This window comes from Actinomadura sp. ATCC 39365 (genome assembly GCF_054392275.1).
In genome coordinates this window covers 7,538,545-7,562,804 of record NZ_CP184335.1, presented here as the reverse complement: position 1 = coordinate 7,562,804, position 24,260 = coordinate 7,538,545, and the positions used below count along the sequence as shown (strand labels likewise).

Annotated in this window: 25 protein-coding genes and 2 pseudogenes; 11 read left to right on the top strand and 16 right to left on the bottom strand. The window is 74.1% G+C overall.

Features of this window, described 5'->3' with window-relative positions; all coding sequences use genetic code 11:
* Positions 1–71: 71 nt before the first annotated feature.
* On the top strand, positions 72–428 hold the full coding sequence (locus tag ACNF49_RS36900) for a PepSY domain-containing protein (RefSeq protein ID WP_482940480.1): 357 nt from the start codon (positions 72–74) through the stop codon (positions 426–428).
* 97 nt (positions 429–525) lie between these two features.
* Here ACNF49_RS36900 and ACNF49_RS36895 read toward each other — a convergent pair whose 3' ends face one another.
* From ACNF49_RS36895 to ACNF49_RS36885, 3 genes are all read right to left on the bottom strand, one after another.
* Entirely contained in the window at positions 526–1,137 is a 612-nt protein-coding gene (locus ACNF49_RS36895; protein ID WP_482940479.1) for a class I SAM-dependent methyltransferase, read from the bottom strand.
* Between the two features lie 111 nt (positions 1,138–1,248).
* Entirely contained in the window at positions 1,249–1,863 is a 615-nt protein-coding gene (locus ACNF49_RS36890; RefSeq protein ID WP_357968662.1) for a TIGR04282 family arsenosugar biosynthesis glycosyltransferase, read from the bottom strand.
* A 41-nt stretch (positions 1,864–1,904) separates the two neighbouring features.
* Positions 1,905–2,438 carry a hypothetical protein gene (locus ACNF49_RS36885; RefSeq protein ID WP_482940478.1) on the bottom strand — a complete coding sequence of 178 codons (534 nt, stop codon included), beginning with the start codon at positions 2,436–2,438 and terminating at the stop codon, positions 1,905–1,907.
* 72 nt (positions 2,439–2,510) lie between these two features.
* Here ACNF49_RS36885 and ACNF49_RS36880 point away from each other — a divergent pair, with 72 nt between their 5' ends.
* The 3 genes from ACNF49_RS36880 to ACNF49_RS36870 all read left to right on the top strand — a co-directional run bounded on the left by ACNF49_RS36880 (position 2,511) and on the right by ACNF49_RS36870 (position 5,024).
* Positions 2,511–2,780 (top strand): hypothetical protein, encoded by a 270-nt coding sequence (locus tag ACNF49_RS36880; RefSeq protein WP_482940477.1) that lies wholly within the window; start codon positions 2,511–2,513, stop codon positions 2,778–2,780.
* A gap of 586 nt (positions 2,781–3,366) precedes the next feature.
* Positions 3,367–4,338, top strand: coding sequence for an NAD-dependent epimerase/dehydratase family protein (locus ACNF49_RS36875; protein WP_482945635.1), 972 nt, complete (start codon positions 3,367–3,369; stop codon positions 4,336–4,338).
* Positions 4,335–5,024: a glycosyltransferase family 2 protein gene (locus ACNF49_RS36870; RefSeq protein ID WP_482940476.1), complete on the top strand. Its 690-nt coding sequence runs from the start codon at positions 4,335–4,337 to the stop codon at positions 5,022–5,024. Before ACNF49_RS36875 ends, ACNF49_RS36870 begins: the two co-directional genes overlap by 4 nt.
* Here ACNF49_RS36870 and ACNF49_RS36865 read toward each other — a convergent pair.
* A complete protein-coding gene (locus ACNF49_RS36865; protein ID WP_357968670.1) occupies positions 5,002–5,334 on the bottom strand; it encodes a YnfA family protein in 333 nt (110 codons plus the stop codon). The two genes, ACNF49_RS36870 and ACNF49_RS36865, sit on opposite strands and share 23 nt — an antisense overlap.
* Positions 5,335–5,480: 146 nt before the next feature.
* Between ACNF49_RS36865 and ACNF49_RS36860 the strand changes: the two genes are divergently transcribed.
* Together ACNF49_RS36860 and nhaA are read left to right on the top strand one after the other, a co-directional pair.
* Positions 5,481–5,627, top strand: coding sequence for a hypothetical protein (locus tag ACNF49_RS36860; protein WP_352325968.1), 147 nt, complete (start codon positions 5,481–5,483; stop codon positions 5,625–5,627).
* Between the two features lie 119 nt (positions 5,628–5,746).
* A complete protein-coding gene (gene nhaA, locus ACNF49_RS36855) occupies positions 5,747–6,967 on the top strand; it encodes a Na+/H+ antiporter NhaA (protein ID WP_482940475.1) in 1,221 nt (406 codons plus the stop codon).
* On the opposite strand, the gene ACNF49_RS36850 is transcribed toward nhaA, so the two are convergent.
* Positions 6,964–7,920 carry a helix-turn-helix transcriptional regulator gene (locus ACNF49_RS36850; RefSeq protein ID WP_482940474.1) on the bottom strand — a complete coding sequence of 319 codons (957 nt, stop codon included), beginning with the start codon at positions 7,918–7,920 and terminating at the stop codon, positions 6,964–6,966. The two genes, nhaA and ACNF49_RS36850, sit on opposite strands and share 4 nt — an antisense overlap.
* Positions 7,921–7,992: 72 nt before the next feature.
* On the opposite strand from ACNF49_RS36850, the gene ACNF49_RS36845 reads away from it, so the two are divergent.
* The 4 genes and pseudogenes from ACNF49_RS36845 (at position 7,993) to ppk2 (ending at position 11,668) form a co-directional block, all read left to right on the top strand.
* Complete coding sequence (locus tag ACNF49_RS36845) at positions 7,993–8,751, top strand: DinB family protein (RefSeq protein WP_357968678.1); 759 nt, start codon at positions 7,993–7,995, stop codon at positions 8,749–8,751.
* A 1-nt stretch (position 8,752) separates the two neighbouring features.
* Complete coding sequence (locus ACNF49_RS36840) at positions 8,753–9,457, top strand: alpha/beta fold hydrolase (RefSeq protein WP_482940473.1); 705 nt, start codon at positions 8,753–8,755, stop codon at positions 9,455–9,457.
* 68 nt (positions 9,458–9,525) lie between these two features.
* Positions 9,526–10,448 (top strand): annotated as a pseudogene (locus tag ACNF49_RS36835) (substrate-binding domain-containing protein); the annotation flags it as partial.
* 353 nt (positions 10,449–10,801) lie between these two features.
* Positions 10,802–11,668 (top strand): polyphosphate kinase 2, encoded by an 867-nt coding sequence (gene ppk2, locus ACNF49_RS36830; protein WP_482940472.1) that lies wholly within the window; start codon positions 10,802–10,804, stop codon positions 11,666–11,668.
* 64 nt (positions 11,669–11,732) lie between these two features.
* Here ppk2 and ACNF49_RS36825 read toward each other — a convergent pair whose 3' ends face one another.
* Positions 11,733–12,230: a CAP family protein gene (locus tag ACNF49_RS36825; RefSeq protein ID WP_482940471.1), complete on the bottom strand. Its 498-nt coding sequence runs from the start codon at positions 12,228–12,230 to the stop codon at positions 11,733–11,735.
* Between the two features lie 247 nt (positions 12,231–12,477).
* Here ACNF49_RS36825 and ACNF49_RS36820 point away from each other — a divergent pair, with 247 nt between their 5' ends.
* A complete protein-coding gene (locus ACNF49_RS36820) occupies positions 12,478–13,584 on the top strand; it encodes a mandelate racemase/muconate lactonizing enzyme family protein (protein WP_482940470.1) in 1,107 nt (368 codons plus the stop codon).
* 50 nt (positions 13,585–13,634) lie between these two features.
* On the opposite strand, the gene ACNF49_RS36815 is transcribed toward ACNF49_RS36820, so the two are convergent.
* The 10 genes and pseudogenes from ACNF49_RS36815 to ACNF49_RS36770 all read right to left on the bottom strand — a co-directional run bounded on the left by ACNF49_RS36815 (position 13,635) and on the right by ACNF49_RS36770 (position 24,104).
* Positions 13,635–14,642 carry a dihydrodipicolinate synthase family protein gene (locus tag ACNF49_RS36815; protein WP_482940469.1) on the bottom strand — a complete coding sequence of 336 codons (1,008 nt, stop codon included), beginning with the start codon at positions 14,640–14,642 and terminating at the stop codon, positions 13,635–13,637.
* 1 nt (position 14,643) lies between these two features.
* On the bottom strand, positions 14,644–15,669 hold the full coding sequence (locus ACNF49_RS36810; RefSeq protein ID WP_482940468.1) for an NAD-dependent epimerase/dehydratase family protein: 1,026 nt from the start codon (positions 15,667–15,669) through the stop codon (positions 14,644–14,646).
* A 102-nt stretch (positions 15,670–15,771) separates the two neighbouring features.
* Entirely contained in the window at positions 15,772–16,542 is a 771-nt protein-coding gene (locus ACNF49_RS36805; protein ID WP_482940467.1) for a sugar phosphate isomerase/epimerase family protein, read from the bottom strand.
* Complete coding sequence (locus tag ACNF49_RS36800) at positions 16,539–17,546, bottom strand: Gfo/Idh/MocA family protein (protein ID WP_482940466.1); 1,008 nt, start codon at positions 17,544–17,546, stop codon at positions 16,539–16,541. Before ACNF49_RS36800 ends, ACNF49_RS36805 begins: the two co-directional genes overlap by 4 nt.
* Positions 17,547–17,577: 31 nt before the next feature.
* The gene (locus ACNF49_RS36795) at positions 17,578–18,390 is read right to left on the bottom strand and encodes a carbohydrate ABC transporter permease (protein ID WP_357968704.1); all 813 of its coding nucleotides are present in this window, start codon (positions 18,388–18,390) and stop codon (positions 17,578–17,580) included.
* Positions 18,383–19,315, bottom strand: a complete 933-nt coding sequence (locus ACNF49_RS36790) for a carbohydrate ABC transporter permease (protein WP_357968707.1) — start codon at positions 19,313–19,315, stop codon at positions 18,383–18,385. Before ACNF49_RS36790 ends, ACNF49_RS36795 begins: the two co-directional genes overlap by 8 nt.
* Positions 19,312–20,328, bottom strand: coding sequence for an extracellular solute-binding protein (locus ACNF49_RS36785; RefSeq protein WP_498703287.1), 1,017 nt, complete (start codon positions 20,326–20,328; stop codon positions 19,312–19,314). Before ACNF49_RS36785 ends, ACNF49_RS36790 begins: the two co-directional genes overlap by 4 nt.
* Positions 20,286–20,456 (bottom strand): annotated as a pseudogene (locus ACNF49_RS36780) (extracellular solute-binding protein); the annotation flags it as partial. The pseudogene ACNF49_RS36780 and the gene ACNF49_RS36785, both read right to left, overlap by 43 nt.
* Positions 20,457–20,657: 201 nt before the next feature.
* Complete coding sequence (locus tag ACNF49_RS36775) at positions 20,658–21,773, bottom strand: GntR family transcriptional regulator (RefSeq protein WP_482940464.1); 1,116 nt, start codon at positions 21,771–21,773, stop codon at positions 20,658–20,660.
* A 111-nt stretch (positions 21,774–21,884) separates the two neighbouring features.
* Positions 21,885–24,104: a glycoside hydrolase family 18 protein gene (locus tag ACNF49_RS36770; protein WP_482940463.1), complete on the bottom strand. Its 2,220-nt coding sequence runs from the start codon at positions 24,102–24,104 to the stop codon at positions 21,885–21,887.
* Positions 24,105–24,260 lie beyond the last annotated feature (156 nt).

Below are 24,260 nucleotides of genomic sequence, written 5' to 3'. Positions count from 1 at the left end.
TCCCGGCGGCCACTCTGGGAGGCGTCAGGACGACGACCGAACCGACGGAGTGTTTCCGCATGCGTAAGCCTATGATCATCGCTGGACTGGCCACGGCCGCCGTGCTCGCCGCGGGCGCCGGCACCGCCTTCGCCACCGCCTCCACCCCCACGTCCAGCCCCACGTCCAGCCCCACGTCCGCGCCCGCTCCGGCGGTGCCCCGGGAGCAGGCCGAGAAGACGGCGCTGGAGAAGGTGCCGGGCGGCAAGGTCACCTCGGCCGAGCTGGAGAACGAGGACGCCGGCCAGGTCTGGGAGATCGACATCGACGCCGCCGACGGCACCGAGCGCGAGATCACCGTGGACGCCGCCAAGGGCACCGTCCTCGCCGACGAGACCGACGACGACCACGGCCAGACCGGTGGCGACGACGACGCCGACGACGACTGAGCGGCGCCGGGCAGGCGACCCGACCGGACGCTGATCCCGGCGCGGCCCGGCGTCGGACGCCAGTGCCGGCGGGTCGTGGGCGGCTGGGGGCTGGGTGTCAGTGCAGGTGGGCCAGCCAGCGGCCGTGCGTCGGCCGGCAGTGGGCGGCCGTGAACCCCGCGTTCGCGGCCAGGCGCCCGATGTCGGCCGCCGAGACGGTCGCCCAGCCGAACCACTCCCCGGCACACGCTCCCCGGCGCAGCCGTACCCGGTCGACCCGGCTGCGCGTCCAGGGCGGCGCCAGCTCGGCCAGGACGGTGCCGCCCGGCCGTACGAGCTGCCGGACCCGGCGCAGCAGCGCCGCGGGGTCGCCGCCGATGCCGATGTTGCCGTCGGCGAGCAACGCCGTCGCCCACAGGCCGGTGCCGGGGACGTCGTCGAAGACGTCCCGCAGGAGGGCGAACCCGCCCGCCCGGCGGGTCAGGGCGACGGCGTGCGGCGTGACGTCGATGCCGAGCGAGGCGACGCCGCGCCGGGTCAGCGCCGCCGTGAGCCGGCCGGGGCCGGAGCCGATGTCCAGCGTGGGGCTGCGGCAGCGGCTCAGGAGCTCCTCGTCGCCGTCGATCGGCGCCGACCAGCGCGCGGCCGGCAGCTCGGCGCGGGTGCCGTCCAGGTACTCGATCTCGGCGCGCTCACCCGCGAGCGCGGCCGCATAGATCTCCCCGATCACCGGCCCGGCTCCCCGGTGGCGTGACTGTTCCCGGTCACCGGCCCGGTTCCCCGTGCGGCAGAGTTTTCCCGGTCACCGGCCCGGTTCCCTGTTCGGCATGGCTCTCCCCGGTCATCGGTGCAGCGTTCGGAGGGTGGTGGCGAAGCAGGAGGCGGGGGCCTGGTGGGCCACCTCGGTCGCGGCCGCGGCGGTGTCGACGTCGACCAGCTCCGGCAGGTGATGGACGGCCAGCCCGGCGCGGACGAGCCGGTCGAGCTGGACCTTGCCGGTCTCCGGGTGCGACATGGGCACCCCGAGGAGCAGCGCCGGGTCCGGCCGCCGGAGCCCCAGCAGCCAGAAACCGCCGTCGGCCGCCGGGCCGTACACCGCGTCGTGGTCCGCCAGCGCCTCCCCGGCCTCGCGCAGCAGCTCGGGCGTGACCTGCGGGGTGTCCATGCCGATGAGCACGACGGGTCCGGGCCGCAGCCGGTGGGCGTCGGCGAAGGCCGCCGCGAGGCGCTCGTCCAGGCCGGCGCCGCGTTGCGGGATCACCACGAAACCGGGCGGCAGCCAGCGGCCCGGCAGGCCGTCCAGAGCGAGGATCCGCTGGCCGGCGGGGGCCGCGGCGACGGCGCGCAGGCTGTCGCGGAGCGCGGCCTCGGCCAGCGCGGCGGCCTCGGCCGGACTGTACGGAGGCGTCAGCCGGGTCTTGACGCGCCCGGCCACGGGCTCCTTGGCGATGAGCACGATCTGCGGCGAGTGCTCGAACGTGGGACGACTCAGCTTCCTCAGTCCTTCCGTGCCGATGACAGCAGGTGATCGCCGCGGGGCCGCCGCACGGCCCAGCCGGCCAGCACGGCCACGGCGGCCGGGGCGTACGCGGGGGTGCCGGGGCTGCCCGGGGCCGCCGGGCCGGCGGTGTAGGCGACCGCGCCGGCCAGGGCGACGCCCAGCCACTCCCACCGGCCGTCCAGCGCGGCCAGGGCGACGACGAGCAGCGCGTACCAGGAGTAGCCGGGGGTGAACAGCAGCAGGAGGGAGCCGCTGACCAGCAGCGCGCCGCGCCAGGGCCGGTCGGCGTCGCCGTACCGCAGGACGGCCAGGACGACCAGGCCGAGCAGCGCGATGGCGGCCCAGGGCGCCCACCCGTCCGGCACGAGCAGCCGCAGGACGGCGTAGCGGTTCCCGCCGCCGGGCCCGTCGTAGCGCTCCTCCTTGAGGTAGCCCGGCAGGTAGCCCGCCACCGAGGCGCCCGAGGCCAGCACGTACGGCAGGTAGGACAGCGCGACCACGAGCCCGGCGGGCACGACGGTGCCGAGCACCCGCCGCCAGGCACCCGGCCCCCGGCCAGCACCCCGGCCAGCACCCCGGACAGCGCGGTCACCGGCAGCAGCTTGGCCGCCACGGCCGCGCCGAGCAGCGCGCCGCGCCCCCGTACGGCGGTGCAGGCCAGCACCACCAGCAGCACGCCCAGCATGTCGACGTGCGCGTTGTTCACCGCCTCCACCGGCACGGCCGGGCACCACGCCCAGTACGCCGCCCGCCGGGCCCCCGCCGCCCGGCACAGGATCGCCAGCACGGCCACGGCCGCCACGAAGCCGCCGAGCTGGAGCGCCTTGTGCCGCACCCCGTCCGGCGACAACCAGTGGACCAGCAGGAAGTAGCCCTGCGCGACCGGCGGGTAGATCGTCGGCTCGGTGGGGCGGTTGATCCGGGTGCAGCCGCCGCCGGGCAGGGGCCACAGGGCCGGGGCGTCGCAGGCGGCCGGGAAGAGCCAGTCGTCGCGCAGCCGGACGAGCGCCGGGTCGGCCGGCGGGTGGTCGTAGGGCGAGATTCCGGCGGCCTGCACCCGGCCGTCCCAGGCGTACCGGAAGGAGTCGGTGCTGCTGCTCGGCGGGGCGGCCAGGCCGGTCGCGGCGAGCGTGATCCCGCCGGCCAGGACCAGCGCGGCCGTCGTCCGTCCCGGCAGCCGGGCGGTCTGCCACAGCGCGGCCGCGAACAGCGCCCAGGCCGCCAGGTACCAGCCCAGGTGGGGCGGTCCCGTCACCAGCCGCAGCACCACGGCCGCCAGGGCGGCGAGCGTCCCGGCGGCCACCGTCGTGTTCCGGTTCACGGCGGCAGCCTCGCATCCCGGGGCCGGTCCCGGGCCGCCGCGGCGGTGCACGTTCGTTCTTCGTAAGAAGCCTTACGAACCGCGAACGCCGCTTCGGCCCGCCCGGCCCGGCGGCTACCGTCGGCGGCGTGAGAGTGATGGTCACCGGCTCGGCCGGTTTCATCGGCGGCCACGTCGCCGAGGCCCTGGAGGCGGCGGGCCACGACGTCGTCGGCCTCGACACGCGGACCGGCGCGGACGTGCGCGACGCCACGGCCCTGGACGCGCTGCTGCCCGGCGTCGAGGCCGTCGTGCACCAGGCGGCCAAGGTGGGCCTGGGCGTGGACGTCGCCGACCTGCCCGCCTACGCCGACGTCAACGTCTTCGGCACCGCCGTGCTGCTGGCCGCCATGGCCAGGCACGGGATCACCCGGCTGGTGCTGGCCTCCTCGATGGTGGTCTACGGCGAGGGACGTTACGCCTGCGCGGCGCACGGCGACGTCCGGCCCGGCCCGCGGACCGCGGACGACCTGGACGGCGGCCGGTTCGAGCCGCCCTGCCCGCGCTGCGGCGAGCCCCTGCGCTGGGCGCCGATCGAGGAGGACGCCCCGCCCGATCCGCGCAACGCCTACGCCACCAGCAAACTCGCCCAGGAACACCTGGCCGCCAACTGGGCGAGGGAGACCGGCGGGACCGTCGCGGCCCTGCGCTACCACAACGTCTACGGGCCCCGCATGCCGCGCGACACCCCGTACGCCGGGGTCGCCGCGATCTTCCGCTCCGCGCTGCGGGCCGGCCGGGCGCCGGCGGTGTTCGAGGACGGCCAACAGCTCCGCGACTTCGTCCACGTGCGGGACGTGGCCGGGGCGAACCTCGCGGCCCTGACCGCGTCCTGGCCGGCCGGCGGGCTGAGGGCCTGGAACATCGCCTCCGGCACACCGCGCACCGTGGGGGAGATGGCCCGCGTGCTCGCCGCCGGGTGCGGCGGCCCCGGACCGCGGGTCACCGGCGGCTACCGGCTGGGCGACGTCCGCCACATCGTCGCCTCGCCCCGGCGGGCGGAGGCCGAGCTCGGCTTCCGCGCCGCGATCGGGTTCGAGGCCGGGATGGCGGAGTTCGCCCGGTCATGACGATCGACGTGATCCTGCCCTGCCTGAACGAGGAGGCCGCGCTCGCCTGGGTGCTCGGGCGCATGCCCGCCGGCTACCGCCCGATCGTCGTCGACAACGGCTCCACCGACGGCTCGGCGCGGGTCGCCCGCGATCTCGGGGCGCGGGTGGTCGCCGAGCCCGTGCGCGGGTTCGGCGCCGCCTGCCACGCCGGGCTGCTGGCCTCCTCCGCCGACCTGGTCTGCTTCATGGACGCCGACGCCTCGCTCGATCCCGCCCAGCTTCCCCGGGTGGCCGGGCCCGTCCTCGACGGGGAGCTCGACCTCGTGCTCGGACGCCGTCGGCCGCGCGGCGCCGGCGTCTGGCCCGCGCACGCCCGGCTGGGCAACGCCGTCCTGGCCCGGGGCCTGCGCCGCCGCACCGGGGTGGCGCTGCGCGACCTCGGGCCGATGCGGGCGGCCGCCCGCGTGCCGCTGCTGTCGCTCGGGACGGCCGACCGCCGCTTCGGCTACCCGCTGGAGACGGTGCTGCGCGCCGCGGCGGCCGGTTGGCGGATCGGCGAGACGGACGTGGACTACCTGCCCCGCACGGGCCGCTCGAAGGTGACCGGCACCCTGCGCGGAACGCTGCGGGCCGTCGCCGACATGCGCCGCGTCATGGCGGACGCGCGCCCCCGGGACGAGGTCAGGCGCGGGGGGCGTACATGATGACGAGGACGCCGGCGAGGCAGATCAGGGCGCCGATGACGTCCCAGCGGTCGGGGCGGAAACCGTCGGCGACCATGCCCCACACCAGGGACCCGGCGACGAAGACGCCGCCGTAGGCGGCCAGGATGCGGCCGAAGTCGGCGTCCGGCTGGAGGGTGGCGACGAAGCCGTACAGGCCGAGGGCGACGACGCCGCCGCCGATCCACAGCAGCCCGCGTTGCTCGCGCACGCCCTGCCAGATCAGCCACGCGCCGCCGATCTCGGCGAGCGCGGCCAGGGCGAACAGCAGCAGGGAGCGGATCATCGTCATGACGGCCAGTACATCGCATCCGCGAGGGCGGCGGCGGGGCCGGGGCGGCAGGTCCGCGGTCATCCCGTACCCGGGTACCGGATTCCAGGAGCGGCGGGAACTTGTAGGGTAGGAGGAGGACACGATCGGACAAAAGGGAGGCGAAGGTGCGCGAATTCCGCTCCTGCCTCCACCTCGCGCGCGAGCGGCACGCCCGCCCGCTGCGCCCGCTGGAGTTCCGTCCGGTCGGCACGAACGGCTACGTCAGCACGTGGGGCGTGATCGCGGGCATCCGCCCGCCGCAGGGCCGCTGAGAGCCCTCCGCCACGCGGAGGCCCGCGCCCGGAGGTGATCCGGGGTTCCGCGGGCCGCCGTGCGGGGCCGCGCGTCCGGCGGCCCGATCGTGCCCGTACCGTCCTGGAGTTCTCCCTTCATGTCTGCCTCCTCGCGGATCATCACTGCCCTGCGCTCCGACGCGGTCGGCGGCGTCCTGCTCATCGTCGCCGCCCTGACCGCGCTGGCCTGGGCCAACTCGTCCCTCGCCGGCTCCTACGAGGCCCTGCGCACGTGGTCCTTCGGCCCGGAGTGGCTGGGCCTGCGCCTGAGCGCGCAGGCGTGGGCCGCCGACGGGCTGCTGGCGGTGTTCTTCTTCATCGTCGGCAACGAGCTCAAGCAGGAGCTCGTGCACGGCGAGCTGCGCGACCCGCGCCGCGCCGCGCTGCCCGTGGTGGCCGCGCTCGGCGGCGTGGTGGTCCCGGCGCTGCTGTTCCTGGCGGTGAACGCCGCCGCGCCGGGCGAGGCGGCCCGCGGCTGGGGCGTGCCGATGGCCACCGACATCGCCTTCGCGCTCGCCGTCCTGGCCGTCGTGGGCCGCGGCCTGCCCGCCCCGCTGCGCACGTTCCTGCTGACGCTGGCGACCGTGGACGACGTGTGCGCGGTCGTCGTGATCGCCGTCGGCTACACCTCGGGGCTGAACCTCGCCGCCCTGGCCGGGGCCGCCGCCGCGCTGTGCGTGTGGGCGTACCTGCAGCACGGGCGGGGCCGCGCGGTCACCGCCGTGCGCCGCGCGCTGCCCGCGTGGCTGCTGTACGGGCCGCTCGCCGTGCTGATCTGGGTGCTGGTGCACGCCTGCGGGGTGCACGCGACCATCGCAGGCGTCGCGATGGGCCTGCTGATGCGCACCCGGCCGCACGCCGGCGAGCCGGAGCCGCCCTCGCAGCGTGCCGAGCACGTGTTGCGGCCGTTCTGCGCCGGGGTGGTGCTGCCGGTGTTCGCGCTGCTGTCGGCCGGGATCTCCCTGTCGGGGGCGGGCGGTTTCTGGGCGGGGACGGTGACCTGGGGCGTGCTGGCCGGGCTGCTGGCCGGCAAGCCGCTCGGCATCGTCGGGGCCGCCTGGCTCACCGCGCGCCTCACCAGCGCCCATCTCAACCCGCGGCTGGGCTGGAGCGACATCGCCGGCGTGGGCGTGCTGGGCGGCATCGGCTTCACCGTCTCGCTGCTGATCGCCGAGCTCTCCTACACCGGGCCGGCGTACCTGACGCAGGCCAAGGGCGCGATCCTGCTGGCCACGGCGGCGGCGTCCGTGCTGGCCGCCCTGATCCTCGGCGCGCGCGTCCGCCGGCACCATACGGCAGGGCGGGCGGCGGCGGCCTAGCCGGGCAGCGCGGCGGCCAGGCGGGCGGCCAGGCTCGCGACCGCCGCGCGCAGTTCCGGCCCGCCCTCGACGCGGAAGGCGAACGGCACGGCCGGCAGCCACTCCTGGGCGTACATGGTGGGGTTGCCCGTGCTGCCGACCAGCACGCAGCCCTCGCCGTGCGGTTCGAGCCGCCCCATGGGCGGGTGCACCCAGGGCGCCACCTCGGCCAGGGGCGCGTCGAAGACCACGCGGGTCGAGTACGCCCATCCGGTGCCCAGGTTCTCCTCCAGCGCCGCCACCGGGTCCAGGCCGTCGGGCGGCCGGAAGCCGTGCACGGTCTCATGGACGGCCCGGACGCGGTCGACCCGGTAGGTGCGGATCGCGCCGACGCGGTGGGAGTGGCACAACAGGTACCAGCGCCCGTACCGGACGACGACCGCCCAGGGGTCGACCTCGGCCTCCCACTCCGTGCCCGACCCGCTCCGGTAGGCGATGCGGACGCGCCGCCGGGCCGCGGACGCGGCGACCAGCGCGCTGGTCACGGCGACGCCGGGACGGGCCGCGTACCGGTCGGGCGCGGCGGAGGCGTGCTCGCGCAGCGCGGCGGCCTGCCGTCCGACGCCTTCCGGCAGGGCCCGGATGACCTTGGACAGGGCGGTGCCCACCAGGTCGTCGGGGTCGGTGGCGGCCGGCTGGCCGTCGAACACCGCCATGACCAGGGCGAGCGCCTCGGGCTCGGTGAAGGCGACCGGCGGCAGCCTGGTGCCGCGGCCGAGCCGGTAGCCGCCGTAGGGGCCTCTGGCCGACTCGACGGGGATGCCCGCCTCGCGCAGGATCCCGACGTACCGGCGGGCGGCGCGCTCGGTCACGCCCAGGGCCGCGGCCAGCTCGCCGGCCGTCACGCCGGGACGCTGCCGGAGGACCTCCATGGCGCGCAGGGCCCGCGCGGTGGGGCTGAGTTCGGTCGGCACCCGAGCAGATTAGAGCGGTCAGGGCAGGTACCGGAAGTAGAACGTCCGGAATACGCCCTACCGTGTGGCGTCATGACCGACTCCCGGGAAGACCCGCACGTCGAAGGGTTGAGCGTGCGGCAGGCCGCGTTCACACGGGTACGCCTGATCGACGTCGGCGTGCGCGCGGCAGACCTGTCCGGCGTGCGGGTGCGTGGTGCCGAGCTCGTCGACGTCGAGATCAGCGGCCGGCTGCGGAACGTCGTGGTGAACGGCGTGGACATCGTCCCCCTCGTCGAGGCCGAGCTGAACCGCCGCATGCCCGAGCGCGCCAGGATGCGCCCCGACGACCCCGAGGGGTTCGGCGAGGCATGGGCGATCCTGGACCGGCTGTGGGCGGGCACCCTCGCCCGCGCCGCGACGTTCCCCGAGGCGGCGCTGCACCGGGGCGTCGACGGCGAATGGTCCTTCGTCCAGACACTGCGGCACCTCAACTTCGCCTCGGCCGCCTGGGTCGGCCGGATGATCCTGGGCGACCTCTCGCCCTGGCACCCGCTCGACCTGCCATGGGACGAGGCCCCCGGCTGGGACGGCGTCCCGTGGGACCGCGCGGCCCGGCCACCGCTGGCGGAGGTGCTCGCGGTCCGCCGCGACCGCCGGGCGATGATCGGCCGGGTCGTCGCCTCGCTCACCCCCGAACTGCTCGCCTCACACGTCACCCGCGACGAGCCCGGCTGGCCGCGGCTGACCGGCTTCCCCCTCAAGGAGTGCCTGCACATCGTCCTCAACGAGGAATGGGAACACCGGCTCTACGCGGAACGCGATTTGAACGCACTGGAGAAAGAAGACTGACATGGACATCCTGCTCATCGGCGGCCTCTGGCTCGACGCGTCCGCCTGGGACGAGGTGGCGCCCGCGATCGAGGCGCTCGGCCACCGTCCCGTGCCGGTCGCCCTCCCCGGCCAGGGGGACGGGAACGCCTCCGCCACGCTCGCCGACCAGGTGGCGGCGGTGCTCGCCGCCGTGGACGCGGCGGACGGCAGGCCTCTGGTGGCCGGCCATTCCGCGGCCTGCACGCTGGCCTGGCTGGCCGCCGACGCGCGGCCGGACAAGGTGGGCAAGGTCGCCTTCATCGGCGGTTTTCCCGCTGCCGACGGCGCCTACGTCGACCTCTTCGAGGCCGTGGACGGCGTCGTGCCGTTCCCGGGATGGGAGCCGTTCGAGGGGCCGGACTCGGCCGACCTCGACGAGGAGGCCAGAAAGAGGTTCGCCGCCGCCGCGGTCCCCGTCCCCGAGGGGGTGGCCAAGGGCGTGGTGCGGATGACGGACGAGCGGCGGTTCGGGGTGCCGGCCGTCGTGGTGTGCCCCGAGTTCAGCCCCGCGCAGGCACGGGAGTGGATCGACGGCGGCGACGACGCGGAGCTGGCCCGGGTCGAGCACCTCGACCTCGTCGACATCGACTCCGGCCACTGGCCCATGTTCACCAGGCCGGTCGAGCTGGCCCGGCTCCTGGCCGCCGCGGCCGACGGGACGCCGGACGGCTTGGCGACAAGGTAACCCTTCGTGTCCGTGGGCTTGACCGCGGGATGACGCGTCCGGACGCGTCCGGTTCATAGCCTTGTGCAATGGCAAGGCTGACATGGACGGCCAAGTCGGTCCTGGTCACCGTGCTCGTTCTGGTCGCCGGGGCCGCCGCCGCGGCCGGGGCCGTGTTCCTGAGCATGAGCAGCGAGGACGGGGCCGCCCCCGAGCGGGTCGCCGCGTGGCTGCACGGCTCGGGCTCGACCGCGCAGAAGGGGGCCATTGACGCCTGGACCGGCGAGTTCGAGCGCGTCCACCCCGAACTGCGGGTCGTCTACGAGGCCAACGGCTCCGACCGCGGCATCGAGGACTTCATCGCGGGACGCAGCGCGTTCGCCGGCTCGGACGTGCCGATGACCCAGAAGGAGCAGGTCCGGGCCGACCGGCGCTGCGGCGGCCGGGCCGAGCACCTGCCGATGGTCGTCGCACCGGTCGCGGTGGCCTACAACCTGCCCTCCGTGCCCGGCCTGCGGCTCTCCCCGGCGACCCTGACCGGCATCTTCACCGGGCGCCTCCCAGGTGGAACGCCCGCGAGATCGCCGCCGACAACCCCGGCAACCGCCTGCCGGCCGCCCGCATCCGCGTCTTCCACCGCTCCGGCCAGTCCGGCACCACCCAGAACCTCACCGAGTTCCTGCGGGCGACCGGCGGCTGGCCGCACCAGCCGGCCAGGACGTGGACCGGCGCCGGCCAGGGCGTCACCAGCTCCAGCGGCATGACCCAGGTCCTCCAGCACACCAGGGACTCCATCGGGTACGTGGAGTACGGCTTCGCCGGCAGCGCCCGCCTGAGCACCGCGGACGTGCGCAACGCCGCCGGGCAGTTCGCCGAGCTGTCGCCGGAGAGCGCCAGCAAGGCCCTGCAGGGCGCCACGGTCGAGAGCGGCGGGCGCGGGCTGGTGCTGACCTTCGACCACAGGCGGCCGGTCCCCGACGCCTACCCGATCGTGCAGGTCACGTACGAGATCATCTGCGCGGGCCGGGCGGACCCGCTGGCGCGCGCCTTCCTCGGCTACGCCGCCGGCGACGCCGGCCAGTCCTACCTGGCCCTGTACGGCTACGCCCCCTGCCGCACGACCTGCTCGCCCAGGTACGCGGCCGCCTGGGAGCCACGAGCTGAACGGCCCGCCGCCGGCGGAATTCCCGGAACAGGAGCCGCCGGCACGATTAGCCGGCCGCATCCGGTGAAGAGAGGACGCCATGAACGCGAACATCCGGTCGCGGGCCGCATGACCGGTCCAGGCGACGAGCAGCCCGTGGTCCTCGCCCCCTGGCGGCCGCGGAGCACAGCGAACTGCTCGACACCACTCCCGGGCTGTGGGTGGACGACGGCGACGACGACGATCCGGTGCTGGTGCGCGCCGACGGACGGCCGGTGGACACCTGGCGGCAGCACTACCCCTACGACGAGCGCCTGTCCAGGGAGGTCTACGAGCGGGACAAGCGGCTGCTGCAGATCGAGCTGCTCAAGCTGCAGTACTGGATCAAGGGCAGCGGCCGCCGGCTGGTGGTGCTGTTCGAGGGGCGCGACGCGGCCGGCAAGGGCGGCACGATCAAGCGCTTCATGGAGCACCTCAACCCGCGCGGGGCCACGGTGGTCGCGCTGGAGAAGCCGAGCGAGCGCGAGCGCGGCCAGTGGTACTTCCAGCGCTACATCGCCCATCTGCCGGCCAACGGGGAGATCGTGCTGTTCGACCGCTCCTGGTACAACCGGGCGGGGGTAGAGCGGGTCATGGGCTTCTGCGACGTGCACGAGTACCTGGAGTTCATGGAGCAGGTGCCCCGCCTGGAGGACCTGCTGGTGGACTCGGGGCTGCACCTGGTCAAGCTCTGGTTCTCGGTCTCGCGGGCCGAGCAGCGCACCCGGTTCATCATCCGCCAGGTGGACCCGGTGCGGCAGTGGAAGTTGTCGCCGATGGACCTGGCGTCCCTCCGCAAATGGGACGACTACACCCAGGCCAAGGAGGACATGTTCCTGCACACCGACACCGAGTCGGCGCCCTGGACCGTCATCAAGAGCAACGACAAGAAACGCGCCCGGCTGGAGGCCATGCGTCACGTGCTCAGCCTCTTCGACTACGACGACAAGGACGACGAGGTCGTCGGCGTGCCCGACCCGCGGATCGTGATCTCGGCGGGGGACATCTTCGACGAGGACCACGTCGCCTCCCAGGGCACCGACCCGTGACCGTCCGGCGCCGGCCGGCGGCCGGTGGTCAGGGGGCCCTCGCCGCCCCCTGACCGGCCCGTCGTCAGGCGGGCAGGACGTTCTGGGGGTACTCGCCCTCGTAGTTGCCCGGGTTCTCGAAGACGAACACGATGTAGGTCTCGAACCCGTCGGGGCCCTGGCCGGCGACGCGGGCCGCGCCGACCTTCCTGGTGTCCTTCCAGACGAGCTGGCTGAAGTGGCCGGTCTTGGCCGGGTCGCCCGGCGGGTTCGCCCAGTTGTAGTCGGCGATCTCGTTGTACCAGGCGGTCACGGCGTCGCCGGCGGTCTTCGGCGTGGAGCCGGAGGACATGCCCCAGAAGATGTTCTCGCCGGTGGTGTCGCGCAGGCCGTCGTGGCCGGCCGACAGCTTCGCGTACTCCGAGCGCGAGGACGCGCGCTCCTTGGCGTACTCGACGAGCTTGGCGTCCATCTCCATGGGGGGCGCGTGGTGCTTGGCGCGGTAGGCGTTGGCCTCGTTCAGTGCTTCGGCCAGGAAGCTGTCGCTGGTCGCGTCCGGAAGGGCGGGACGGGTTCCGGCCATCACGATCACCTCGTCGTGAACGGGAGAAGTGGGGACCACCGAAGCCTGCGCCCGGGCGGGCCGCCGGTCAACGTCCGGATGCGGCCAGAGGGCCCCGGCGAAAGGGCCGCATGAATTCCTGCCATTGATTCTGAAATCAATTCCGGCGTGCTAGATTCGGGAGGCTTAAATGCTCGGGTAAGCATGAATTCCTGCTCATTGGAGAATGATGAAATCGCTGGTCGTCGAGCGTATTGAGATATTCGTCGTGGAATTGCCGTCCATCCGTTCGTTCAGCATTTCAGGAGGAAACGTCACCACCGAGGGGAAGCCCGCCGAGCGGGTTCTCGTCAAGGTGACGGCCGGCGGGGTGACCGGCTGGGGCGAGGCCACGCCGACGCCCGCCTGGACGTACGAGACCGTGGAGTCGATCTCGACGACGATCGCCGGCTACCTGGCGCCCGCCCTCCTCGGCCGCCCGGCCTGGGACCTGGACGGCGCCTGCGCGGCCTACGAGAAGGTGATCAACCGCGGGCTGACGATCGGGTCGCCCATCGCCAAGTCCGCGCTCGACATCGCCCTGCACGACCTGCTCGGCCGGGCCCTCGGGGTGCCCGTCGGCGTGCTGTGGGGCCAGCGCCGCCTCGACCGGATCACGCTCGGCTGGATCGTGGCCGGTCAGACGCCCGGCGAGGTGCGGCAGGCGGTCGAGGAGGGGCGGGCGGAGGGCTACCACGCGTTCAAGGTCAAGGTCGGCCTGCACGACGAGGCGACGGACGTGTCCGTCGTCGCGGCAGTCAGGGAGGCGGCCCCCGACGCGCCGCTGTGGGTGGACGCCAACCAGGCCTACACGGTGGACGGCGCGCTGCGCATGGCCCGCCGGCTGGCCGACCTGGACGTCACGGCGTTCGAGCAGCCGCTGCCCGCCAACGACGTCACCGGGCTGCGCCGCCTGCGCGACCACAGCCCGCTCCCGGTCGCGCTCGACGAGAGCCTGCGCCATCCCACAGACCTGGCCACGTTCGTCAAGCTCGACGCCGTCGACATCGCCATCGCCAAGGTGCAGCGGTCGGGCGGGCTGACGTTGTCGCGCCGGCTGTGCCAGCTCGCCGAGGACGCCGGGCTGCGCATCATGGGCTCGGGGCTGACGGACACCGACCTGGGGTTCGCCGCCTCGCTGCACCTGTTCGCGGCGTTCGGCGTGGACACCCCGGTCGACCTCAACGGCCGCCAGTTCGTGCGCTCGGCGTACGTCGGCGGCCCGACGGTGGAGGTCTCGGACGGGACGGCCCTGGTGCCCACCGGCCCCGGCCTCGGCGTCGAGGTGGACGAGGAAGCCGTCCGCGCCCTGTCCACGGCCCACTGGACCGTCTGACGAACGAATAGGCCGGGGCCGGGACGCGTGTCCCGGCCCCGGTTCCCCTCTCAGCGCAGCCAGTCGTCCAGGTGCGCGGCGACGAACCCGTCGTCCACCAGCCACGGATAGGCCGCGCCCACCCGTGCGATCTCCGCGGCCTGTCCGGGCGAGAGCCCCTCGTCCGGGTCCAGGCACCACGTCCCGGCCAGCAGGCCCTGGCGGCGCAGCACCTCGTGCACCCCGGCGATGCAGCCGCGGAAGCCGCCCGCCACGTCGAACACCGCGCCGTTGGCGTCGGTCAGGTCGCCGGCGCGGGCCAGCAGGGAACGCAGGACCTCGTCGTCGCCCGCCCACGCCCGGCGCACCTCGTCGAACATGAGCACCGCGGCCCGCGTCCACACCGCCCACTGGCCGAGCAGCCCGCCGACGATCCGGCGGCCCGCGACGGGGGCGAGCAGGTCGGCCAGGATGTTGTCGTCGTTGCCGGTGTAGAGCGCGATGTCGTCGCCGCGCCCGGACGCCGCCACCGCCCTGACCACGTCGAGCGTGCGGTACCGGTCGAAGGGCGCCATCTTGATCGCCACCACCGACTCCTGCTCGCTCAGCGACCTCCAGAACGCCGGGCCGAGCCGGCGTCCGCCCACCGCCTCCTGGAGGTAGAAGCCGATCACCGGCAGCACCTCGCCCACCGCCCTGGCCCGCGCCAGCAGCTCCGGCTCGCCCGCGCCGGGCACCTGGGGCGACAGCAGCACGGCGTGGTAGCCCAGCGAGGCGGCGAGCTCCGCCTCCGCCACGGCCTGGGCGGTCCCGCCGCACGCGCCCGCGACCATGACGAACGGCCGCCCCGCCTCCTTCGCCACGACCTCGGCGGCGAGCTCCAGCACCGGCCGCAGCAGGCCCGCCCGGCGGATCTCGAACTGCGTCGTGTGCACCGCCACGGCCGCGCCGCCCGCCCCGGAGGCCAGGTAGTAGCGGGTGAGCGCGCGCTGGCGGCGCTCGTCCAGGGCGCGCCCGCCGGTCAGCGCCAGCGGGTGGGCGGGGATGACCGTCCCCTCCCGCAGCAGGCCGATCGACATCTCAGAACCTCCCGTCGCGTACCGCGAACTTGGTCGGCCTGCCCGACAGGGGCAGCCCGCGCGACAACCAGCCGGCCTGCCAGGCGATCAGGGTGTCCAGCGGCACGTCCGGGTAGCCGAACAGGCCGTGGCAGCGCGAGGCGTCGCTGAGCAGCGCGGTGCCGCTCTCGCCGCCGGTGAAGGACGCCTTCGTCCCCATCGCGGCGGCCAGCCGGGCCGCCGTGCGCCGCACCGAGGCGGTCTCCGGGCCGGTCAGGTTCAGGGTGAACGCCTCCGAGGCGCGCGCGTGGCGCAACGACCGCAGCGCGACCTCGTTCGCGTACCCCTGCCAGACGACGTTGACGTGCCCGGTGGTGAGGTCGACCGGCTCGCCCGCCGCCACGGTGGCCGCCAGGTCGGCCAGCACGCCGTAGCGCAGGTCCACCGCGTAGTTCAGGCGCAGGATCGCGACCCTGGTGCCGTACGCCGCGGCGGCGTGCTCGAAGACGCGTTCCCGGCCCAGGCAGCTCATCGCGTACTCGCCCACCGGGTCCGGCCGGTCCTCCTCGGCGCTGCCGCCGCCGGCCACGTCCACCAGCGGGTACACGTTGCCGGTGGAGAACACCGCGATCGCGGAGTCGCGGTAGCGCCGGGCCACGGCGGCCGGCAGCGCCGCGTTGACCGCCCACGCCTGGTACGGCGCCGCCGACGTGCCGAACTTGGCGCCCGCCATGAACACGACGTTGGCCGCGTCGGGCAGCCCGGCCAGGTCGCCGCCGGACATCAGGTCGGCGGCGACCACCTCGACGCCCTCGTCGGCCAGCGCCCGCGCCGCCCGGCCGTCCGACCAGCGGGACACGGCGTACACGCGGGCCGAGCCGCGGCCCGCCGCCTCCAGGGCCCGCCGGGCCAGCCGGACCAGGCTCGGCCCCATCTTGCCGCCCGCGCCGAGCACGACGAGGTCGCCGTCCAGGCCGGCGACGTCGGCGGCCAGCGCGGCCGACGGGGTGGCCAGCCGGTCCTCCAGCTCCTGCTCAGAGGTGAACACGCGGGGCTCCTTCGGGTCGCCGGCAGGCCACGCCCATCCGGTCCGGCAGGGGGAGGTGATCGGCCGTCCGCCCGGCGACGCCGGCCGCGGCGATCAGGGGGATCACCGTCCCAGCACCGTTCGGAAGGCGGCCAGGGCCTCGCCGACGGGCGCCGCGTCGGGGTACCAGGCGCGTTCCCACTCCAGCGCCAGGAAGCCCGCGTAGCCGATCCGGTCCAGCTCGGCCAGCACGCCGGGCACGCCCACCGCGCCCTTGCCCGGCAGCACCGGCGTGAGGTCGGCGGTCGAGGCCGCGTCCTTGATCTGCACGTGCCGCAGGTACGGCCCCAGCGCGTCCGCGGCGGCCGCGGCGCTCTCGCCGGCCCGCCACGGGTTGACCACGTCCCACAGCGCGCCGACGCGCGGCGAGCCGACCCCGGCCAGCACGCCGGCGACCGCCTGGCCCGTCAGGAACACGTCGTGCGTCTCCAGCAGCACGTCCACGCCGTTGTCCGGCAGCCGCCCGGCCACGTCCGCGAGCCTCCGAGTCGCGGCGGCGGCCGGGTCGTCCTGCCCTTCGACCCCGCCGAAGACCCGCACGTACGGCGAGCCGAGCGCTTCGGCGATCTCGACGTGGCGCAGCACCTCGGCCACCGGGTCGCCGTCCGGCCGGGCCACGCGGGTGTAGGAGCACACGGCCACGATCCCGATCCCGGCGGCGGCGAACGTCCGGGCGATCGAGCGCAGCTCGGCGTCGGGGGTGTCCGGCGCGACGATCTCACCTTCGGCGCAGCGCAGCTCGACGGCGGCGCAGCCGTACCGGGCGGCGGTGGCGACGACCTCCTCGGCCGGTGCGCCCGGCATGCCGAGCGTGCTGAACGCGAGCGGGTTCATGGTTGTCCCTTCACTGTGACGGTGGAACCCCGGCGGGCGGACTCGTAGACGGCCAGGGCGACGTCGAGGACCGACAGGGCGTACTCGGCACTCACCTCGGGGGCGGTCCGGCCGGCGCAGGCGCGCGCGAAGTCGGCGAGCTGCGCGGCGAACGCGGTGGCCATCTCGCCGATGCCGGGCGCGGCGACCTGCGTGGCGACGCCGCCACGGAAGGACCAGACGCCCTCGCCGCGGCTGATGCGCAGCGCGCCCTCGCCACAGACGATCTCCGCCTCGTCGGTGAACGGCAGGCCGGTGCCGGTGACCGAGAGCGTCGAACGGGTGCCGTCGGCGTGCCGGGCCAGGGCGACCGCCTCGGTCTCCACCGACCCGCCGGCGGGCCCGGCGACGTGCGCGGTGACCTCCACGATCGGCGAGCCGACCAGCATCTGGAGCTTGTCGATGCTGTGCGTGCCGACGTTGAGCACGATGCCGCCGCCGGCCATGTCGGCGTCCAGGAACCAGCGGGGGCGCGTGGGGTCGGCGTAGTCGGCGGTGCGCCGTTCGGCGGCCACCACGACCTGGCCGAGCTCGCCCGAGGCGAGGAACCCGGCCGCCGCGCGCAGCATCGGGACGAAGCGCAGCACGTGCCCGACGGCGAACACGACGCCGGCCGCCCGGCACGCCTCGATCATGCGGACGGCGTCCTCGCGCGTGGTGGCGATCGGCTTCTCCACGAGCACGTGCAGCCCGGCCGCGGCGGCGTCGAGGGTGATCGGGGCGTGCAGCGCGTGCGGCACGGTGATCACGGCCGCGTCGAGGCCGCCGGCGTCGAGCATCGCCCGGTGGTCGGTGAAGACGCGGGCGCCGGCCTCGGCGGCCAGCTTCTCGGCCGCCTCGGCCCGGACGTCGCACACCGCGGCGACCTTCACCTGCCCGGCGCTCTGGCGGGCGGCGGCCACGTGGAACTCCGCGATGGTGCCCGCGCCGATGACGCCCAGGCGCAGCCCGGATGTTGTGGTCACGATTTCCTTTCCGGATCGGGATGGGCTCTGGTCAGCCCTTGAGACCCGCGGACATGGTTCCGCGGACGAAGTAACGCTGGGCCAGCACGAACACGACCAGCATCGGCAGCAGGCTCATCATCGCCGCGGCCGTCACGAGCTGGTCGTTGCCGACGAACTGCCCCTTCAGGCTCAGCACGCCGACCGGCAGCGTGTAGTTCTCCGGCGAGGTGAGGTAGATCGTGGGCTCCAGCACGGCCTTCCACGAGGTGGTGAAGGTGAAGACCGCGAGCGTGGCCAGGGCGGGCTTGGCCAGCGGCAGGTGGATGCGCCAGAACACCTGCCAGGGGTTGGCCCCGTCGAGGCCCGCCGCCTCCTCGAAGTCCTTGGGGATGCCGAGGAACGTCTGCCGCATCAGGAAGATCCCGATCGGCGTGGCCAGCCAGTACGGCACGATGAGCGGCAACATCGAGTCCAGCCAGCCCAGCGAGCGGAACAGCAGGAAGTTCGGGACGATCGTGATGACGGTCGGCAACATCATCGTGCCCAGGGCCATCGTCAGCAGCGCCTGCTTGCCCGGCAGCCGCATCCTGGCCAGGGCGTGCCCGACCATGGCGCTGGTCAGCACGTTCCCTGCCACCGCGAGCACCGCGATCAGCAGGCTGTTGACCAGGTAGAGCCCGAACGGCGTGCGCCGCCACACCTCGGCGTAGTTGTCCCACTGGACCGGGTCAGGGATCCACGCGGGCGGCACCTGGATGTACTGGGCGAAGCTCTTGAGCGAGTTGCCCAGCGCCGCGACGAAGGGCAGCAACATGACCGCCGCCCCCGCCAGCACCAGCACGTACGAGACGGTCTTACGCATAGTGCACCCACCTGCGCTGGAGCCGGAACTGCACCAGGGTCAGCGCGAGCACCAGCACGAACAGCACCCACGCCACGGCCGAGGCGTAGCCCATCTGGAAGAACTGGAAACCCTGCCGGTAGAGGTAGAGCACGGTCAGCTCGCTCGCGCCGTGCGGCCCGCCGTCGGTCATCACGAAGACCTGCTCGAACGACTGCAGCGTCTCGATGGAGGTGAGCACCAGCACCAGGAACGTGGTGCCGGAGATGCCCGGCAGGGTGATGTAGCGGAACCGGTTCCAGGCCGACGCGCCGTCGATCTTGGCCGCCTCGTAGCGCTCCTCGGGGATGGCCTGCAGGCCCGCCAGGAAGAGCACCGTCATGTAGCCGACGCCCTTCCAGACCGCGACCGCCGCCAGCGTGGGGATCACCAGCGCGGGATCCTGCAACCAGTTCTCGGCCGGCAGCCCGAGAAACCCGAGCACCTGGTTGGCGATGCCGGTCTGCGGGTTGAAGACGGCGTCGGCCACGTAGGCGACGACCACCCACGAGGAGACCACCGGCACGAAGTAGGCCGCGCGGAACAGCGCCATGCCGCGCAGCCGCTGGTTGAGCGCGACCGCCAGGGCCAGGGCCAGCGCCGTCTGCGCCGGCACGAACAGCACCGCGAAGTAGGCGGTGTTGCCCAGCGTGCGCCAGAAGACCGGGTCGCCGAACAGACGGGTGAAGTTGCCGAACCCGACGAACCTCGGCGCCGACATCAGGTCGTACTCGGTCATGCTGAAGAACAGCGAGGCCAGCAGCGGCCAGGCGGCCAGCGCGACCAGGTGGAGGAGGTAGGGCGAGGCGAACGCGAAGGCCCAGGCCCGCTCGCCCGCGCGCCGCCGCCGGGCGGGCGGCCGCGGCTCGGCGGCCACCTGCCCGGAGCGCCTGGTGAGCACCGTCACTGCGTCTTCCCGGCGTAGAAGCGGTCGATGACCTCCTGGGCCTCCTTCTGCCCGGTCTGCAGCGCGGTGGCGACCGGCGTGGCGCCCGACAGCGCCTCGTTCATGCGCTTGGCCAGGGCCTCGGTGTACTCCGACCACACGGCGTTGGTGCCGAGGTCGGTGGCCGCGTCGAGCGAGTCCAGGAAGACCGGGCCGCGGTCGGCGGGCAGGGCGGTGGCGGCCACCTTCTTGTTGATCGGGATGGCCTCGCCCAGCTCGGCCCACTTGCGCTGCGGGCCCTCGCCGGAGAAGAAGGTGATCCACTTCCACGCCGCGTCGGCCTGTGCGGGGGAGGCGCCCTTGCCGACCACCCACGAGTTGACGATCGCGACGTTGCCGCGCCCGGCCGGGCCCTTGGGCAGCGGCGCCACGCCGAAGTCGACGCCCGCGCTCACCGCGGGCAGGGTCCGGGCGTAGATGCCGTACGACATGGCGACCCGGCCGGTCGCGAACAGCGTGTGCACGACGCCCTTGCCCATGGCCTCGGTGGTCACGTAGTCGGGGGCGAAGCCGTCCTTGCCCATGGCGCGCAGCATCCAGTCGAGCGCGGCCGTGGACTGCGGGCTGTCGACGACGACCTTGCGGCCCCCGTCGGTGACGACGTCGCCGCCGAACGCCTTGACGATGGGCCACCAGCTCTCGGTGAACCCCGGCGAGTACGCGCGGAAGCCGTAGGTGTCGGGCTTGCCGTCGCCGTTGGCGTCCTTGGTGAGCTTCTTGGCGGCGGCGGCCAGGTCGTCGTAGGTCCACCCGGCCGTCGGCTCGGCCACCTTGGCCTCGGCGAACAGCTTCTTGTTGTAGAAGAGCACCGGGGTCTGGGCGCCCTGGGGAAGCCGAAGACCCGGCCCTGGGCGTCGCGGTTCAGCTCGATGCCGGAGAAGTCGGCGGCGTTGACGGTCTTGACCCGGTCGCTCAGGTCGGCGAGCGCGCCGCGGGCGGCGAACTCCTGCACGAGCACGCCGTCCGACAGCCACACCTGGGGCGCCTGGCCGCCGGCGATCTGCGTCCTGAGCCGCTCGAAGAACTTGACGTACGGCGCGACCTCGAGCTGCACCTTGATCGACGGGTTGGCGGCCGTGAACTCCTTGACGAGCTCCCGCATGGTCGTGTCGGCCGGGTCGCCCGCGGCGGCGTAGAAGCCGAGCTTCAGGGTGACCGCCCCGGAGTCGTCGGCCGGGCCGCCGCACGACGCCGTGCCGGCCACGGTGAGGACGGCCACCGCGGCAGCGGCGAGCACGCGCACTCTCATTGGGTCCTCCAACAGGAACGAAGAGGGGGGAAGGGGGTGAGGGGGACGCCGCCGTCACGTCGGGACGCGGACCTCGACCAGGCTGCCGGAGGCGGCTCCGCAGGAGGCGCGGACGGCCAGGCGGGGCTGCAGCACGACCCGGCAGACCGGGGCGGCGGGGCCGAGCTCGATCCGGCGCAGCAGCAGCTCGGTCGCCATGCGGCCGACCTCGGCCTTGGGCGGCGAGACCGCGGTGAGCGGCACCTCCGACAGGTCGGCGACCTCGTCGTCGTAGGCGACGACGGCGATGTCGTCGGGCACGGTCAGGCCGACCCGGCGCAGGTAGGGCAGCAGCGCGGTGGCCTCGCGGTCGCCGAGGCACACCACCGCGCGCACCTTCTCGGCGACCAGCGTGTTGGCGTAGGCCAGCATGTCGGGGCCGGTCCAGACGGGCTGCCTGGCCACGGCCTCCGGGATCTCCGGAAGCCCGAGGTCGGCGACGGCCTGGCGGTATCCCGCGAAGACCTGCTCGGAGCTGGCGGTGCCGACCCGGCCGAGATAGCCGATCCGGCTGCGGCCGAGGCCGCTCAGGTGCTGCACCGCCGCGTAGCCGCCGCCGTGCACGTCGGTGCAGACGTAGGAGGTCGGGTCGGCCGGGCGGGGGTCGGCCGGCCGGCGTTCCACCAGGACGTACGGCACGGGCAGCCCGCGCAGGCGGGCCAGGTGGGCGTCGGGGTCGGCGGCGAGGTGCAGGTTGGGCACCAGCAGCAGACCGGCCACGCCGACGTCGACGAGCTGCTGGATCTGCCCGGCCTCGACGTCGGGGTCGTAGTTGGAGCAGGCCAGCACGAGCTGCACGCCGGCGGCGGTGGCCGCCCGCTCGATGCCCTGCACGACCTGCGGGAAGTAGTAGGTGTTCGACGGGACGAGCGCGCCGATGAGACGCGGCCTGGCCCCCGGAGTGACGGAGCTGGTCACGAAGGTGCCCGACCCCTGCCGGCGCCGGACGAGCCCCTCCTCGACCAGGAGGTCGACCGCGCGGCGCACGGTGTTGACCCCGACCGAGTAGGTCTGCGCCAGCTCGGACTCGGTCGGCAGCCGCCCGCCGACCGGCCAGCGGCCCTGCACGATCTCCTGCCGCAGGCGCGCCGCGAGGGTGCGGAATCGCCTTCCCCTGGGGAGGGAATTCATTCCTTCAGGTGGCTCCATAACGGGATTCTTCTCGTCATTCCAAAGTAATGTCAACCCTAAATTCACTCCGTTATTCGCGACATATTAGGAATGAATTCCCTCCTTTTGGGGTCACCAGCGGGCCGTGACGTCCTTGTCGCGGTCGTAGGCGGCGGCCCAGTAGTGGCCCGCGGCGGTCAGGCGGTGACCGGCGAAACCGACCTCGCCGGTCGGCAGCTTCAGCGCCTCCGACGTCGCGGTGGCCCAGCCGTCGGGGCCCGCGGTCACCGTCACGTAGCGGCCGGCGGAGAAGGTGAAGCGCCCGCGCACCGTGGCGGCCACCGGCTGCCCGCTCTCCTTGTCCACCACGCGCAGCCGGACGCGGGCCGCGCCGCCCTCCACCGTCACCGCCATCGACTGCACGACCATGGGCCGCAGGCCGCTCGCGCCGGTCGTCACGGTGACCGGGGCGGAGGGCGGGCCGCGGTGACCGGCCACGTCCACCGGCACGATCCGGTAGTGGTAGGCGGTGCCGGGCAGCAGGCCGGTGTCGGTGTGGGTGAGGCCGCGCGCCTTCCCGGCGAGCGTGCCGGGGCCGGGGGTGAAGCCCGGCTCGGTCGAGCGGTGCACCTCGTAGTGGGCGACCTCGGTGTCGTCGCGTGCCCGCCCGTACGTCAGGTCCACCGTGGCGTGGCCGAACGCCACGGCCCGCGGCGGCGAGGCCACGCCCGTGGGCGGCCCGGAGTCGGCGGGCGGCTCGGGCCATCTGGCCGAGGGGCCCCAGACCGTGGGCAGCTCCCGGTAGGAGTCGTAGTGGTGCAGCGCGATCCCGGCGAAGGCCGGGCTGCCCGCGAACGTCCCGGAGACCTTGGCCAGCTCGGCCTCCAGCGCGTCCCTGCCCTCCTCTCGGAAGGTGATGGCGGCGGGGTCGCCGCTGGTCGCGATGTCCAGCGTCTCCACGCCGACCACCACCGACAGCGGCTTGCCGATCCGCTCGGCGTAGGCCAGCTCGCCGGCCGCCTGCGCGATGATGCCGGCGCCGCCGTCCGCCTGATCGCGGTAGTCCATGATCGCGATGTAGTCGCTGAGGTCCTGGACGTGCTCGGCCATGGTGCGGGTGGTCCCGCCGTACGTGATGCCGGTGCAGCAGGCCGAGGTGTCCAGCCAGCGCGGCACGGCCGGGCCGAACAGCAGCGGCTGCCCGGAGGCGTCCCGACGGGCGATCATCGCGCGCAGCGTGTCCAGCCACTGGATCTGCACGTCGGGCTTGCCGCTGGTGAACCAGGGCAGGCTGTACGGCTCGATGTCGACGTTGATCCCGTCGAAGCGCTCCGCCGGCTTCGAGGACAGGTTGTAGTCGAGCACCCGTTCCATCTCCCCGACGGCCCGCTCGCGGTAGCGGGACAGCGCCCCCAGGTACGGCGGCCGCGTCCCGCCGGCGACGGTGGCGTGCACCTTCATGCCCCGGCCGTGCGCCCAGGCCACCAGGTCACGCAGCCCGGGACGGGCGTCCTCGAGCATGTCGCGCCCGGCGTAGGTGTCCACGCCCAGGTAGAGCGTCGATCCGGCGGGCAGGACGGTCTCCAGCAGGCGGCGCGACCCCGGGTTGAGCACCAGGTTGTAGGACGCCTTCTCCCAGATCCACATCGCCCGGTGCTGCCGGTGCGGCACCGGGGCCCGCCTGCTCGCCGCGCCGAGCGCCACGTACGTGGTGGACGACCTGGACACGTGGCCGCGCGCGTCGACCGCCTCCGCCTCCAGGCTCGCCATCACGTCGCCGTACCCGGCCGGGTTCAGCAGCGTGACGTAGCGCCCTCGCGCGCCGGCGGCGGGCTGCCAGGGGCCGCCGTTGACGCGGACCCGGACCGAGCGCACGTCCGTGCCGGTCACGTTCACCCGGACCGGCGTGGGACGCGTGAGCCGGGCCCCGTCGGCGGGCTCGGCGATCGACACGCGCGGGGCCCTGGCCTGCGGGTTGTCCACGCGCAGGGTCAGCGGCGGCGACCAGGCGCCGTAGCGGGTGTCGGCGGCCGTGGCCTTGGCGTAGACCTCGATCTCGCCGTCCAGGGCGCTGGTGTCGAGGTCGTAGGACCAGGTTCCGCTGTCGTCGGCGTCGGGGTCGGTGACCTCGGCCCGGTCCACGCGCTCGCCGTCCACCACGACCGACACGTCGTAGGCGGCGGTGAAGCGGCCGGTCAGGCGTACCAGGCCGGGAGCGGGCCCGGCGGAGTCGATCACCACCGACGGCGGGTCCGCCGCGCTCGCCACGGCCGGTGTGGCCACTGTGAGCGGCACTGCGAGCGGCACTGTGAGCGCGAGCGCGCCCGCCATTCTCCACAGCCTTGCGGGCATGAAGCCACCTCCATAGGAATGAATTAACGCCGGAAACGGATATGTCCGGACATTGAATCCATGAGATGGCGAAACGATAGCCCCGAATTTCCGGAAGAAGAATGGCATGAATTCCGGCTATCGAATGGCGGGGCGCTCTCGGCTGTGAGACAGGCC